Origin of the sequence: Streptomyces sp. NPDC101776 (assembly GCF_044766845.1) — a bacterium.
GTDB lineage: Bacteria > Actinomycetota > Actinomycetes > Streptomycetales > Streptomycetaceae > Streptomyces.
The window spans coordinates 211,845-225,048 of sequence record NZ_JBIWMV010000014.1 but is presented as its reverse complement, the minus strand read 5'-3'; the positions used below and the strand labels follow the sequence as shown (position 1 = coordinate 225,048).

General features: G+C 71.4%; 14 protein-coding genes. 10 read left to right on the top strand and 4 right to left on the bottom strand.

All coding sequences use genetic code 11. The features are described 5' to 3' along the window. Positions 1-8: 8 nt before the first annotated feature. Positions 9-1,688: a urocanate hydratase gene (gene hutU, locus ACIRRY_RS34650; RefSeq protein WP_403980727.1), complete on the bottom strand. Its 1,680-nt coding sequence runs from the start codon at positions 1,686-1,688 to the stop codon at positions 9-11. 154 nt (positions 1,689-1,842) lie between these two features. Here hutU and ACIRRY_RS34645 point away from each other — a divergent pair, with 154 nt between their 5' ends. The 5 genes from ACIRRY_RS34645 (at position 1,843) to ACIRRY_RS34625 (ending at position 5,613) form a co-directional block, all read left to right on the top strand. Next, positions 1,843-3,270 (top strand): diaminopimelate decarboxylase, encoded by a 1,428-nt coding sequence (locus ACIRRY_RS34645; RefSeq protein WP_403980725.1) that lies wholly within the window; start codon positions 1,843-1,845, stop codon positions 3,268-3,270. 182 nt (positions 3,271-3,452) lie between these two features. Beyond that, positions 3,453-3,851 (top strand): hypothetical protein, encoded by a 399-nt coding sequence (locus ACIRRY_RS34640; protein WP_200690521.1) that lies wholly within the window; start codon positions 3,453-3,455, stop codon positions 3,849-3,851. Further along, complete coding sequence (locus tag ACIRRY_RS34635) at positions 3,848-4,669, top strand: transcriptional regulator (RefSeq protein ID WP_403980723.1); 822 nt, start codon at positions 3,848-3,850, stop codon at positions 4,667-4,669. The genes ACIRRY_RS34640 and ACIRRY_RS34635 overlap by 4 nt, the downstream gene beginning before the upstream one ends. 34 nt (positions 4,670-4,703) lie before the next feature. Then, a complete protein-coding gene (locus tag ACIRRY_RS34630; protein WP_403980721.1) occupies positions 4,704-5,216 on the top strand; it encodes a roadblock/LC7 domain-containing protein in 513 nt (170 codons plus the stop codon). Positions 5,217-5,238: 22 nt separating this feature from the next. Beyond that, positions 5,239-5,613 carry a hypothetical protein gene (locus tag ACIRRY_RS34625; RefSeq protein ID WP_403980719.1) on the top strand — a complete coding sequence of 125 codons (375 nt, stop codon included), beginning with the start codon at positions 5,239-5,241 and terminating at the stop codon, positions 5,611-5,613. A 32-nt stretch (positions 5,614-5,645) separates the two neighbouring features. Here ACIRRY_RS34625 and ACIRRY_RS34620 read toward each other — a convergent pair whose 3' ends face one another. From ACIRRY_RS34620 to ACIRRY_RS34610, 3 genes are all read right to left on the bottom strand, one after another. Next, positions 5,646-6,239, bottom strand: coding sequence for a hypothetical protein (locus tag ACIRRY_RS34620; protein ID WP_403980717.1), 594 nt, complete (start codon positions 6,237-6,239; stop codon positions 5,646-5,648). A 100-nt stretch (positions 6,240-6,339) separates the two neighbouring features. After that, complete coding sequence (locus tag ACIRRY_RS34615) at positions 6,340-7,239, bottom strand: MurR/RpiR family transcriptional regulator (RefSeq protein ID WP_403980714.1); 900 nt, start codon at positions 7,237-7,239, stop codon at positions 6,340-6,342. Further along, positions 7,236-8,768, bottom strand: a complete 1,533-nt coding sequence (locus ACIRRY_RS34610) for an aromatic amino acid ammonia-lyase (protein WP_403980711.1) — start codon at positions 8,766-8,768, stop codon at positions 7,236-7,238. The genes ACIRRY_RS34615 and ACIRRY_RS34610 overlap by 4 nt, the downstream gene beginning before the upstream one ends. Before the next feature lie 142 nt (positions 8,769-8,910). Here ACIRRY_RS34610 and ACIRRY_RS34605 point away from each other — a divergent pair, with 142 nt between their 5' ends. The 5 genes from ACIRRY_RS34605 to ACIRRY_RS34585 all read left to right on the top strand — a co-directional run bounded on the left by ACIRRY_RS34605 (position 8,911) and on the right by ACIRRY_RS34585 (position 13,172). Next, the gene (locus ACIRRY_RS34605) at positions 8,911-9,945 is read left to right on the top strand and encodes an ABC transporter ATP-binding protein (protein WP_403980709.1); all 1,035 of its coding nucleotides are present in this window, start codon (positions 8,911-8,913) and stop codon (positions 9,943-9,945) included. Continuing rightward, positions 9,942-10,583, top strand: coding sequence for an ABC transporter permease (locus ACIRRY_RS34600; RefSeq protein WP_403980706.1), 642 nt, complete (start codon positions 9,942-9,944; stop codon positions 10,581-10,583). Before ACIRRY_RS34605 ends, ACIRRY_RS34600 begins: the two co-directional genes overlap by 4 nt. Beyond that, on the top strand, positions 10,583-11,245 hold the full coding sequence (locus ACIRRY_RS34595; RefSeq protein ID WP_200688972.1) for an ABC transporter permease: 663 nt from the start codon (positions 10,583-10,585) through the stop codon (positions 11,243-11,245). The genes ACIRRY_RS34600 and ACIRRY_RS34595 overlap by 1 nt, the downstream gene beginning before the upstream one ends. Before the next feature lie 178 nt (positions 11,246-11,423). Then, the gene (locus ACIRRY_RS34590) at positions 11,424-12,359 is read left to right on the top strand and encodes an ABC transporter substrate-binding protein (RefSeq protein ID WP_403980703.1); all 936 of its coding nucleotides are present in this window, start codon (positions 11,424-11,426) and stop codon (positions 12,357-12,359) included. Positions 12,360-12,503: 144 nt separating this feature from the next. Then, positions 12,504-13,172, top strand: coding sequence for a carbonic anhydrase (locus ACIRRY_RS34585; protein ID WP_403980701.1), 669 nt, complete (start codon positions 12,504-12,506; stop codon positions 13,170-13,172). Positions 13,173-13,204 lie beyond the last annotated feature (32 nt).

Below are 13,204 nucleotides of genomic sequence, written 5' to 3'. Positions count from 1 at the left end.
CGGAAGGGTCACGCGTCGTCACCCTCGCGCATCGGCACCCGCACACCCCGCTCGTCGGCAACCCGCTCCGCGATGTCGTAGCCGGCGTCCACGTGCCGGATGACGCCCATGCCGGGGTCGTTCGTGAGGACTCGGCGGAGCTTCTCGCCCGCGAGCTTCGTGCCGTCGGCCACCGAGACCTGGCCCGCGTGGATGGAGCGGCCCATGCCGACGCCGCCGCCGTGGTGGATCGACACCCAGGACGCGCCCGACGCCACATTCACCATCGCGTTCAGCAGCGGCCAGTCGGCGATCGCGTCGGAGCCGTCGAGCATGGCCTCGGTCTCGCGGTAGGGCGAGGCGACGGAGCCGGAGTCGAGGTGATCGCGGCCGATGACCAGCGGGGCGGCCAGCTCACCGCTCGCCACCATGTCGTTGAAGCGCTCGCCGGCCTTGTCCCGCTCGCCGTAGCCGAGCCAGCAGATGCGGGCCGGGAGTCCCTGGAAGTGGACCCGCTCGCCCGCCATCTTGATCCAGCGGTGCAGGGACGCGTTTTGAATGGACTCAGCCTCCGGGAAGAGGTCGAGGATCGCCTTGTCCGTCTTGTGGATGTCGGAGGCCTCGCCGGAGAGGGCGGCCCAGCGGAAGGGGCCCTTGCCCTCGGAGAAGAGGGGGCGGATGTAGGCGGGGACGAAGCCGGGGAAGGCGAACGCCCGCTCGTATCCGGCGAGTTGGGCCTCGCCGCGGATCGAGTTGCCGTAGTCGAAGACCTCGGCGCCTGCGTCCATGAAGCCGACCATCGCCTCGACGTGCGTGGCCATGGACTCGCGGGCGCGGACGGTGAAGCCCGCCGGGTCCTTTGCGGCGGCGTCGGCCATGTCGTCGAAGTCGATGCCCACCGGGAGGTAGGCCAGCGGGTCGTGGGCCGAGGTCTGGTCGGTCACGATGTCGATCGGGGCGCCCTCGGCGAGCATCTGCGGAAGCAGCTCCGCCGCGTTGCCGAGGAGGCCGATGGAGAGCGGGCGGCGGGCGTCGCGGGCCTCGACGGCCAGCTCCAGCGCGTGGCGCAGGTTGTCGGCCCTGACGTCGAGGTAGCGGTGCTCGATGCGGCGGTCGATGGCGCGGGGGTCGACGTCGATACAGATCGCGACGCCGTCGTTCATGGTCACGGCGAGGGGCTGGGCGCCGCCCATGCCGCCGAGGCCGGCCGTCAACGTGATCGTCCCGGCGAGGGTGCCGTTGAACTTCTTCGCGGCGACGGCGGCGAAGGTCTCGTAGGTGCCCTGGAGGATGCCCTGGGTGCCGATGTAGATCCACGAACCGGCCGTCATCTGGCCGTACATGGTGAGGCCGAGGGCCTCCAGGCGCCGGAACTCCTCCCAGTTGGCCCAGTCGCCGACGAGGTTGGAGTTGGCGATGAGGACGCGCGGCGCCCACTCGTGGGTCTGCATCACGCCGACGGGGCGGCCGGACTGGACGAGCATCGTCTCGTCCTGCTTGAGGGTGCGCAGGGTGCGGACCATGGCGTCGAAGGAGCGCCAGTCGCGGGCGGCCTTGCCGGTGCCGCCGTAGACGACGAGCTTGTCGGGGTGTTCGGCGACCTCGGGGTCCAGGTTGTTCTGCAGCATCCGCAGGGCGGCTTCCTGCTGCCATCCCAGGGCGCTCAGTTCCGTACCGCGCGGTGCTCGTACGGGGCGGGGTCCTGACATGGTCTGCCTCCTAGCGGACTTCGATCAACGGACTGCGATCAGCGGATGTCTACGGCACATCTTTACTGCGGTTATTCACATCCTGGCGTTCTGAATAGAACTAGTCAATACATCGAGGCTCGGATGTGGGCAGGCTGTGGGTGTTCGGCCGGATATGCGGACCGGCCGGACGACCACCGACAACGACACGACGGGGGACGCAGTGAACGACGTACACCAGGGTCACACGGACGGCGCCGAGCGGACCGTGCGCCGGGACCAGGCGGTGCGGGCCGCCGTGGAGCAGGGGCTGCTGGGGCCGGCCTCGCCCATCGTCGCGCTGCTGGACGTGACCGGTGTCCGGGAGTCGGCGGCGGCGCTGCGCGCGGCGTTCGACGCGGTGACGGCGCCCGGGACGCCCGTGCTGCACGCGTTCGCCGTGAAGGCGAGCCCGCTCGTGCCGGTGCTGCGGCTGCTGCACGAGGAGGGCATCGGCGCGGAGGTGGCGAGCCCGGGCGAGTTGGCGCTGGCGCGGGCGGCGGGCGTACGGCCGGAGCGGACCGTGCTCGACGCGCCCGCGAAGACGACGGCGGAGCTGCGGGAGGCGCTGGCGCTGGGGATCGCGGTGAACGTCGACAATCCGCAGGAGTTGGAGCGCGTCGATGGGCTGATGCGGTCGGCCAGTAGCCGTTCGCCGCTCGGGATCCGGGTCAATCCGCAGATCGGCGGCGGGTCGATCGCCGCCCTGTCCACGGCCACGGCGACCTCGAAGTTCGGGGTGGCGCTGCGGGACGAGGGGGCGCGCGAGTGGGTGGTGCGGGCGTTCGCCGAGCGGCCGTGGCTGAGCCGGCTGCACGCGCACACCGGGTCGCAGGGGATTCCGCCGGCGCTGCTCGCGCGGGGTGTCGCCGAGACGTACGAGCTGGCGGAGGAGATCAACGCGCGGCTCGGGCGGCGGCAGATCGACACGCTCGACATCGGCGGCGGGCTGGGGGTGAACTTCGGCACGGACGCGACGAGCCCGACGTACGCCCAGTACGCGCGGCTGTTGAGGGAGGCGGTGCCGGGGCTGTTCGACGGGCGGTACGGGCTGGTGACCGAGTTCGGGCGGTCGATGCTGGCCAAGCAGGGGACGGTGGTGGCCCGGGTCGAGTACGCGAAGAGCGCCGGCGGGCGGCCGATCGCGATCACGCACGCGGGGGTGCAGGTCGCGACACGGACGGTGTACGCGCCGCAGTCGTGGCCGCTGCGGATCGCCGCCTACGACGGGAAGGGGCGGCCCAAGTCGGGTCCCGAGGTGGTGCAGGACGTCGCCGGTCCGGCCTGTTTCGCGGGTGATCTGCTCGCGCAGGGGCAGGCGTTGCCCCTGCTGGAGCAGGGGGACCACGCGGCGGCGCTGGACACCGGGGCGTACTACTTCGCGGCCCACTACGCCTACAACTCCCTTGCCCGGCCCGGCATTTACGGGTTCGTCCAGGACGGTGCCGGGGGTGTGGCGTTCGCGACCGTGCGGGAGCCGCAGACCGTCGCGGAGATCGTGGCCGAATCCGGCGGGGCGCACGCCGCCGCGCTCACCACTCTGAGCGCGCCCGGGCGCCGTTGACGCACGCCGGTGGGCGCGCGGTTCAACTGGCTCACGCAACTGGTGTGAAAACGGGGTCAGTTGACCCACCTTAGTCACTCGGGGCATGTCCCACTGGAAAATGCCAGATCCCTCACCCCTCGGCCATACGGTGCGTAGCTTCGTCGTCACTCAGCCGAACCGCAGGCGGGAGGGGAGCCACGGTGCCCGGAATCGACGAGTGCTTACTGGAGGCCATGCGACTGCCCGGTGCCCGGGGCGCCGCGCTGGTCGACTGGACCAGCGGGCTGGCCCTGGGCGTCGTAGGAGAGTCGCCCGGGGGTGACCAGGAGGCCAGTGCGGCGGAGGCCGCGGAGTTGGCTCGGCTGGCGGCCGAGCACCGGGCGTTCGCGTCCGACGCGGCCGAGGGGGAGGAGGCCGACGATCCTCCGCTGGAGGATCTGATCGTCAGCAACCGGGACAGCTATCACGTGCTGCGGTTCGTGCGGACGTCGTTCGACAGCAGTGTGTTCCTGCATCTGTGGCTGGCCCGCGCGGAGGGCAATCTGGCGCTGGCCCGGATCCGGCTCGGCGAGATGGCCGGACGGCTGGTGCTGGGATGACGGCCGTCAAGGCCACGCAGGCCACCCCGCCGCCGCGGCTGCCCGTACGGGCCAAGGCCGATGCCGGCGAGCGGGGCTGGGGCGGGGCCTCGCCGATGCTGACCAGGCTCGCCGCCGAGGAGGCGACCGGGGTGCTCGTGCGCGAGCGCGGCAGTCTGCATCTCGTCGACGGCGCGGTCGTGCACGCCGAGAGCCCGTCCGCCCCCGGTCTCGACCTGCTCCTCACCGCGCACGGCACCCTGCGCGCCGAGACCTGGGAGGCCGCCGCCAGGGCGACCGACGACCGGCACGCCACGACCCGACTGCTGCTGGACGGCGGCGAGTTGAGCTCGGGCGCGCTGGAGCTGTGCCATCTGGGGGCGCTGTACGACGCGGCGTACTTCGTGCTCTCGCCGAGCAGCACCCCGGGGCGTTTCCGGTACGGCGTCACGCATCCGCTCGGGGGTGTGCGGCCGGTTCCGGTGGCCGCGCTGGAGCGGGAGACGCTGCGCCGCCGCGATCTGCTGCACCGCGTCTGGCCGGACGCGGCGACGGACGGCGCGCCGCTGGTGCGGGCCGACCCCGTCGCGCCCCCGCCGATCACCGCCCGGCAGGCGGCGGTGCTGGCCCGGGTGGACGGCGTACGGACGGCGACGGACATCGCGCGGGCGCTGGGCCGGCGGGCCTACCCCACGCTGCTGGACGTCCGTCGGCTGGTGTCGGCGGGGCTCGTCTCGCCCCGGCCGCCCGCGCCCGCCGCCGCGCCGCCGCTGCCCGACGTCACCGATCCCGACATCACATTGCTGAAGAGGCTCAGGGATGCGCTGGAGGCCCTTTGAGTGGCAGCGAGCACGCGCCGAGAGGAGAGAGCCGATGGCCGCCGAGGCCGAGATCCTCGACGAACTGCGCCGGTTGAGAGCGCGGGTGCCCCAGCTGACCGGGGCGCTGGCGGCGGGCGTCGACGGTCTCGTGCTGGCGCAGGACACCCCGGGCGTCGAGCCGGAGCGGGTGGCCGCGCTGACCGCGACGGCGCTGGGCGTGGCCGTACGGATGGCGGACGCGACCGGGCAGGGCGACTTCCGCGAGCTGATCGTGCGCGGGGTCTACGGCTATGTCGCGACCTACGCGGCGGGCCGCGGCGCCGTGCTGACCGTGCTCGCGCAGGACCGGGTGAACGTCGGCCGGCTGCTGCTGGAGGGCCGCCGCGCGGGGGCCCGGATCGGGGAACTGGTCGACGCCGAGGCGGCGGCCACGGCGGAAGCCGAGGCCGAGGCCGAGGAACAGGCCCGGGCCGCGCCCACCAAGACCACCACCGCACGAACGAGAACAGCGCGCGCACCACGCACCACCACAGGCACCAACGCGCGCACCACCACGGAAAGTTGAACGGACCCAAAGGAGCACTGTCATGGCCAACACCGAAACCTCCCTCAAAGAGGCGCTGACCTCCATCGAGGGCGCGACCGGGGTCGCGCTCGTCGACTACACCAGCGGTATGGCGCTCGGCACGATGGGCGGCAGCAAGACCTTCGACCTCGGCGTCGCCGCCGCCGGGAACACCGACGTCGTGCGCTCCAAGCTGCGCACGATGGAGCACCTCGGCCTGAAGGGCGAGATCGAGGACATCCTGATCACCCTCTCCAGCCAGTACCACCTGATCCGCCTGCTCAAGGGCCGGGGCGGCAACGGTCTGTTCCTCTACCTGGTGCTGGACGCCGGCCGCGCGAACCTGGCGATGGCCCGGCACCAGTTGAAGAGGATCGAGGCGGATCTGGAGGTGTAGGCCGGACTCCGGGATCCGGCTACGGGATTCGGCTACGCGTAGACGTCGCTGCGGCGGCGCGCCCCGCCCGGGGTCGCGTCGCCCGCGGCGATACCGGTGGAGCGGTAGCCCTTGACCGGCTTGCCGGCCGGGGCGCCGCCCCGCCTGTCCAGCCAGTCGACGCGGATCCACAGCAGTGCGTCGTCGGCCCGTTCGCGGCGGCCCAGCCAGGCGGCCTTCAGGCGCAGCCCGGTACCGGCGCCGGCGAGCAGCATGCCGCCGGCCGCCGGTACGGCGAACCCGCCGGCCAGCGCGAGCGCGAAGGCGAGGACGAGCCACCAGCGGTGGGCCCGGCGCCAGTTCCGTACGGTGACCGCGCGGTCCTGGAGCACATCGTGCTTTCCGGCCCGGGCGGCTGCGCGGGCGAGGGTGGTGTAGCGCTTGCGGCGCGTGTACGACACCACGAGCGCCGCGACGATGAACAGGGCGGCCCCGGCCATCACCCCGATCCGGCGCCCGGTGATGCCGGGCAGCAGTAGGCCGAGACCTGCCGCCAGCACCCCGAACCACCAGGTCGGGGCGGCTCCGGCCCGTACGACGACGGCCACTCGGGCCAGCCCCTGGACTCTGCGATCTCCGCGTGCCACGTCCTGCCTCCTGGTCGTCCCGGCACAGCTCCGTAGTGCCGGGAGACTAGTGAGGGAACGTGAGACGAGTCTGAGAAGACAGCGGACGGGACGGGATGTCTCACTCCACGAACAGCCCCCGCGCCGCCGCCCGCGCGTCGAACTCCTCCAACCGGGCCTGCGCGTCGGGCAGGTCGTCGCACATCGCCTCCAACAACACCCGGCCGAGCAGCATCGGCGCGCAGGCCGTGTCGAAGGCGAGGCCGGTGCCGACGGCGGCCGGGATCAGGAGGTCGGAGACCTTGGCGACGGGTGCGAACGCCGAGTCCGCGACGGTGACGACGGTCAGGCCCGCCTCCCGCGCGTACGTCAGGGTGTCGACGACCTCGCGCGGGTGCCGGGGCAGCGCGAAACACAGCAGGGTGGTGGCACCGGCCCGGACGGCCGCGTCGATCCGGTCGTGGATCATCGTGCCGCCCTCGTTGAGCAGCCGTACGTCCGGATGGACCTTGGCGGCGAAGTACGCGAAGCCGTACGCCTGGGAGGCCGCCGCGCGCAGACCGAGCACCGGCAGCGGGCGGGAGGCGGCGAGCAGGCGGCCTGCCTTGGCGACCGGGCGGGGGTCGGCCAGTATCTCGGAGAGGTGCTTGAGGTTCTCGATCTCGGCCTCTACGGCCTGCTGGTACTCGTTGTACGACGCCGTGTCCGTCGTCGACTCGATGGGCGCGACCTCTCGGAGGTGTTTGCGCAGCGCCGGGTAGCCGTCGAAGCCGAGGGCGACCGCGAAGCGGGTCACGGAGGGCTGGCTGACGCCGGCGAGTTCGGCGAGTTCGACGCTGGAGAGGAACGGCACGTCGGCGGCGCGGCGCACCATGCTGTGCGCGATGCGCCGCTGGGTCGGCGTGAGCCGGTGCCCCTCGAAGAGCGCCTGCAACCGTGCGGCCGGGCTGTCGGTCACGTCCATACCCCTGTCCGCCCTGTCCACCCTGCCCGCCCTGTCCACCGTGCCGTCCACGCTCATGCCGTGCTCCCCCTCCAGATGTCCGTGAACCGGTCGAGCAGTCCCGTCGCCGCCGTCACATCGTCCGTGAGCGGCCGGTCCGCCGTCTCGTCGGTGAGTACGGACTCGGCCAGCTCCAGCGCTCGGCCGACCGGGAGTTCCGGGTCGGGCCGCAGCCCCCGCTGGCGCAACGCCCGTACGGCGGCGACGAGTTCGCAGCCGACGACGAGACGGTACGCGCGACAGGCGCGCAGTGTCTGACGTGCGGCGAGCGAGGCGAAGCTGGCCTGTTCCTCGACGCCCCGGGAGAGTACAGCGTGCCCGAGCGAGGCGGGAGCCGAGAACGCGCGCAGGTCGCCGAGGGCGGCGGCGGCCGCGTACTCCAGGATCATGATGCCGGAGGAGGCCGCTTCCTGGTCGGCGAGGAAGGGCTTGAGGCGGGTGAACGCGGGCTCGTTGAGCGAGGACAGCCGGGACGTGGACAGCCGGGCCACCTGGGTGACCGCGAGCCTGAAGTGGTCCAGGGCGAGGGCGAGTTGGGCCTGGTAGAAGCCGCCGTGGTGGTAGGCGGCCATGTCCTCCACGGAGATGAGGGGGTTCTCGGCGGCGGCGTTGATCTCGATCGCGAGGACGTCCTCCAGCGCGTCCGCCGCGTCGTGCGCGGGCCCATGGATCTGCGGCAGACACCGGAAGGCGTACGGGTCCTGGATCCGCCCGAGCGGCGGAGTGGGCCGGTCGGCGGCCCCGATCAACTCCCGCATCCGCCGCGCCACTTCGCTCGACCCCCGATGCGGACGAGCGGCGTGCACCGGCGCGGCGAACGGCTCGTGCGACCCGTCGACGGCGAGCAGCGAGAGCGCCCCGACGACTTGCGTCGCCCCGATGAGCCCCCGCAACTCGTGCAGCGCGAGCGCGGACTGCCCGAGAGTGAGCGCGTTGCTGCTGATGAGCGCCAACGCGTCGTTGTTGTCGAGGGGTTGGGGCTCGGGGACGCCGACCGGATCCTGGCCCATCCCGCGCCAGGGATGCTCCCCCACCAACGCCAGCCCCACCTGAGCCAGCGCCGCGATGTCCCCCGTCCCCACCGAGCCGAACTCGTTGACGACCGGATACACCCCGTTCTCCAGCGCCTCGCACAGTGCCGTGACGACCGTGGGGCGCAGGCCGGCGCCGCCTGCCAGCAGCTGGTTGGCGCGGACGGCGAGCATCGCGCGGACCTCGCGGGCCGGGAGCTCGTCGCCGATCGCGCCTGCGTGGCTGCGCAGCAGTCGTAGGCCGTGTTCGGCTGCCGCCTCCGTGGGCACGTCCTCGTTCCGATTGGCGCCGACGCCGGTCGAGCGGCCGTAGACGCGGCCGGTCGCGGCGATCTGGCGGGCCGCGTCCCAGGACTCGGTCGCGCGCTTCATCGCGTCGGTGCCGGCGACCGGTCGGGCCTCCCCGTCGGCGAGCCGGACCACATCGGCGACCCCGAAGCCGACCCCGTCGAGGACGACCAGATCGGTGCCCCCGGACAGAGACACATCAGAGGCGTCCACGATCTGAGACGACATAAGGCGACGAACTCCCCTCAATCAGGACACTCGATCTTGCCAGCCGGCCATCCGTTACCTCGGATTAACGCGGAGACATTGACAAACTATTCAGACACCGAGAACTCTGCATGACGTTATACAGCCGGGCAAGGGACAACTCATGATCCAGTTCGACGCGGTCCACAAACGCTTCCCCAACGGCACGACAGCAGTTCACGACCTCACCCTGGAGATGCCGGAAGGCGGGGTCACCGTACTGGTCGGTTCCTCCGGTTGCGGCAAGACGACCACCCTTCGGATGATCAACCGGATGATCGAACCGACCTCGGGCGTCATCAAGGTCGGCGGCAAGGACGTCACCCAGCAGGACGCCGCCGAACTGCGCCGTTCCATCGGGTACGTCATCCAGCAGTCGGGGCTCTTCCCGCACCGCACCGTCCTCGACAACATCGCCACCGTGCCGCTGCTCCTCGGCCACGGAAGGAAGAAGGCCAGGGCACGCGCGGCCGAACTCCTGGAGACCGTCGGCCTCGCCGCCGACGCCGGCAAGCGGTACCCGCACCAGCTCTCCGGCGGCCAGCAGCAGCGCGTCGGCGTGGCCCGCGCGCTCGCCGCCGACCCGCCGGTCCTGCTGATGGACGAGCCCTTCGGCGCCGTGGACCCGGTGGTCCGCACCCAGCTCCAGGACGAACTGGTCAGACTCCAGAAGGAGTTGAACAAGACCATCGTCTTCGTCACGCACGACATCGACGAAGCCGTACGGCTCGGCGACCGCATCGCGATCTTCCGCACCGGCGGTCACCTCGTCCAGTGCGCGGCCCCCACCGAGCTCCTCGCCCGCCCTGCCGACGACTTCGTCGCCGACTTCCTCGGCGCCGAGCGCGGTCTCAAGCTGCTCTCGCTGACGACCCTCGCGGACGTCCCGCAGGGCCCGGCCCCCGAGGGCACCCCCTGGACCCTCGTCCTCGACGAGGCCCGCAAGCCCCTGCACTGGGCCACCGAGGGCGCCGAGATCCCCGTACGACCGCTCAAGGACGGCGACTCGCTGCTCGCCGCCCTCAACGAGTCCGTCGCCTCCCCGAACGGCCTGATCGCCCGCGTCGACGCGGCCGGCGTCCTCACCGGCGTCTCCTCCCGCGACGACATCCACACCCACGCGGGCCAGGCGCACGCCGAAGCACGGGTCGCGGCATGACCGTCGACTGGTCGTGGATAGGCGACCACACCGACGACCTGACCAGCCTCACGTTCTCGCACCTCCAGGCCGCGCTGACCGCCGTCTTCTTCGGCCTGCTGATCTCGCTCCCGCTGGCGGTCGTGGCCCACCGCTTCCGCCCGCTCCGGGGCTTCCTGCTCGGCCTCTCGAACGTGCTGTTCACGATCCCGTCGATCGCGATCTTCGTGCTCCTGCTCCCGATCAGCGGCCTCACCCGCACCACCACCGTGATCGGTCTGACGGTCTACACGCTGGTCGTGCTGCTGCGGAACACGGTCGAGGGTCTGGACTCCGTCCCCGCGAAGACGAAGGAGGCCGCGAAGGCGATGGGCACGCGCCCCCTGCGCACACTCCTCACCGTCGAACTCCCCCTCGCGCTCCCGGTGATCATGGCGGGTGTCCGCATCGCCACGGTGATGTCGATCTCCCTCGTCTCGGTCGCGACCTACATCGGCGACGGCGGCCTCGGCCAGCTCTTCACCGACGGCTTCCAGCGCGACTTCCCGACGCCGGTGATCGTGGGCGTGGTCCTCACCCTGCTGCTGGCCGTGGTCGCGGACGCGGCCCTGGTCGCCCTCCAGTACGTACTCACCCCGTGGACGAGGCGGCGAGCCTGATGTTCGAACTCTTCAAGAACCTCGGCAAGTGGCTGACCAGCGGCTCCCAGTGGGCCGGCACGGACGGCATCGCGCACCGCCTCGCCGAGCACCTCCAGTACTCGCTGCTGGCGACCCTCATCGCGGCCGTGATCGGCCTCCCGCTGGGCCTGCTGATCGGGCACACCGGCAAGGGCGCGTTCCTCGCGATCAACCTCGCCTCCTTCGGCCGCGCGCTGCCGACCGTCGGGCTGGTCGTCCTGGTCTTCCTGGCCAGCGGCCTGTCCATGTGGCCGGTGTACATCGCGCTGGTCGCCCTCGCGGTCCCGTCGATCGTGACGAACACGTACGCCGGGATGACCGCCGTGGATCCGGACGTGAAGGACGCGGCACGCGGGCAGGGCATGCGCGGCCACCAGGTCCTCTTCCAGGTCGAGTTGCCCCTCGCGCTCCCCCTGATCATGACCGGCCTGCGGCTCGCCCTCATCCAGGTGGTCTCCACGGCCACCGTCGCCGCGTACGTCTCCTTCGGGGGCCTGGGCCGCTTCGTCTTCGACGGGCTCGCCCAGCGGGATCTTGTGCAAGTGCTGGGCGGTGCGGTGCTCGTGGCCGTCGTCGCCATCGTGCTGGACCTCGGCCTCTCCGGGCTTCAGCGTTTCCTCTTCCGTCATCGCACCGCGTAGTCGCCTCGCCGGATGCGCCGTTTTCGTCCGCGGCGCCATCGTGGCTGGTCTCGCCCACGCGGCGGTAGCCGCACATCGACACAGCCCCGCGCCCCTTGGGCGCGTCAGCCCCCAGGGCGCTGCCGAACCACTGCGGACTTCACCCAACCTCGCCCAGGGAAACCGAAGGAACCCGAAAATGAACCGTCGCACCCTCCTCGGCGCCCTCGCCGGAACGGCCGTCGCCGTCCCCCTCCTGTCTTCCTGCGCGGGCGGCGTCACCTCGCTCGACGGCGGGGGCTCGGCCGGCGGTGGCAACGCCTCCAGCAAGAAGGGCGTGACCATCGGCACCGCCAACTTCACCGAGAACCAGGTCCTCGGCTACCTCTACGCCGCCGCCCTCGAAGCGGCCGGCGTGAAGGTCAAGGTCCGTCCCAACCTCGGCACCCGCGAGATCGTCTTCCCCGCCCTCAAGAGCGGCGACATCGACCTCCTCCCCGAGTACCAGGGCTCCCTGCTCACCTACCTCCAGCCCAAGTCCAAGGTCGCGGAGGCGGGCGCGATGCAGAACGCCCTCACCCTCGCCCTCCCCTCCGGCCTCCAGGTCCTCCCGTACGGCATCGCCGAGGACGCGGACTGCTTCGTCGTCACCCGCGCGACCGCCGAGAAGTACGGCCTCACCTCGCTGGCCGACCTCGCGAAGCACAACGGCAAGCTGACGCTGGGCGCCTCCGCCGAGGTGAAGACCCGTCAGGTGGGCGTCGTAGGACTGAAGGACGTCTACGGCGTGGAGTTCAAGGAGTTCAAGTCCCTTGATTCCGACGGGCCGTTGGTGAAGGGCGCGCTGAAGAAGGGCGATGTGGACGTGGCGAACCTGTTCACCACCGACACCGACATCAAGGCCAACGACTGGGTCGTCCTGACCGACCCCAGGACCCTGATCCCCAGTCAGCACATCGTGCCGCTCATCGCCGACCGGGTGGCCGACTCCACGGTCCGCAAGGCCCTCGCCCGGGTCGGCAACATCCTCACCACGGCCCAGCTCACCGAGCTGAACCGGCAGGTGGACAAGGACAAGAAGGACCCGGAGGACGTCGCGAACACGTACGCGAAGCAACACGGCATCACGAAGTAATGGCCCGTCGATGACCGATCGATGATCTGACGAGGGATCAGTCAAGTGTCGTTAAACCGGCACTCTCGGTAACTGATCGCATGCGTAGGGTGATTGAGCGCTACAGCACAACGTGCTGAACAAGCACACCACCTGAGGAAACGCATGGCCTCGAACCGCAGGGCCTTTCTGACGGCCACCGCCGTCGGCGCGCTGGCCACCGTCCCCACGAACGCCACCGCCGCCGTCGGCACACGGCCCCGCCCGACCACCGCCCCCGACGCCCTCGCCGAACTCCTCGACGGCAACCGCCGTTACGCGACCGACCACCCCCGCCACCCGGACGAGAGCCGTGCGCTGCGCCGTCAACTGGCCACCGCGCAGCACCCGTTCGCGGTGATCGTCGGCTGTGTCGACTCCCGGGTGCCGCCCGAGCTGGTCTTCGACCAGGGCCTCGGCGACCTGCTGTGCATAAGGACGGCCGGCGAGGTCCTGGACGAGGCGGTGCTCGCGTCCATCCAGTACGGCGTGGCCGAACTGCGCATCCCCCTGGTGCTGGTGCTCGGCCACGAGCGCTGCGGCGCGGTCGCGGCGACGCTCGCGCACCTGGAGACCGGCACGCCCGTCCCCGGCCATCTCGCGCTCCTCGTCGACGAGATCGCCCCAGCCGCGCGCCGCACCCGGGCGCTGCCCGGCGACTGGGCCGAACACACGATGACGGCCCACACGGCCTGGGTCAGGGACGCGATCCGCGCCGACCCCGCCTTCACCTCCGCGCGGATCGTCGCGGCCCGCTTCGACCTCGACACGGGCCTCGTGACCCTGCTGCCGTAGCCCACGAACACCCCCAACTCCCCACCGCCGTA

Excerpts from the sequence above, each read along its gene's own strand:
- ACIRRY_RS34600 (WP_403980706.1), top strand. The coding sequence starts at position 9,942 with ATGACCGTCGACTGGTCGTGGATAGGCGACCACACCGACGACCTGACC.
- ACIRRY_RS34585 (WP_403980701.1), top strand. The coding sequence starts at position 12,504 with ATGGCCTCGAACCGCAGGGCCTTTCTGACGGCCACCGCCGTCGGCGCG.
- ACIRRY_RS34625 (WP_403980719.1), top strand. The coding sequence starts at position 5,239 with ATGGCCAACACCGAAACCTCCCTCAAAGAGGCGCTGACCTCCATCGAG.
- ACIRRY_RS34630 (WP_403980721.1), top strand. The coding sequence starts at position 4,704 with ATGGCCGCCGAGGCCGAGATCCTCGACGAACTGCGCCGGTTGAGAGCG.
- ACIRRY_RS34615 (WP_403980714.1), bottom strand. The coding sequence starts at position 7,239 with ATGAGCGTGGACGGCACGGTGGACAGGGCGGGCAGGGTGGACAGGGCG.
- ACIRRY_RS34605 (WP_403980709.1), top strand. The coding sequence starts at position 8,911 with ATGATCCAGTTCGACGCGGTCCACAAACGCTTCCCCAACGGCACGACA.
- ACIRRY_RS34595 (WP_200688972.1), top strand. The coding sequence starts at position 10,583 with ATGTTCGAACTCTTCAAGAACCTCGGCAAGTGGCTGACCAGCGGCTCC.
- ACIRRY_RS34610 (WP_403980711.1), bottom strand. The coding sequence starts at position 8,768 with ATGTCGTCTCAGATCGTGGACGCCTCTGATGTGTCTCTGTCCGGGGGC.
- ACIRRY_RS34635 (WP_403980723.1), top strand. The coding sequence starts at position 3,848 with ATGACGGCCGTCAAGGCCACGCAGGCCACCCCGCCGCCGCGGCTGCCC.
- ACIRRY_RS34645 (WP_403980725.1), top strand. The coding sequence starts at position 1,843 with ATGCGGACCGGCCGGACGACCACCGACAACGACACGACGGGGGACGCA.
- hutU (WP_403980727.1), bottom strand. The coding sequence starts at position 1,688 with ATGTCAGGACCCCGCCCCGTACGAGCACCGCGCGGTACGGAACTGAGC.
- ACIRRY_RS34590 (WP_403980703.1), top strand. The coding sequence starts at position 11,424 with ATGAACCGTCGCACCCTCCTCGGCGCCCTCGCCGGAACGGCCGTCGCC.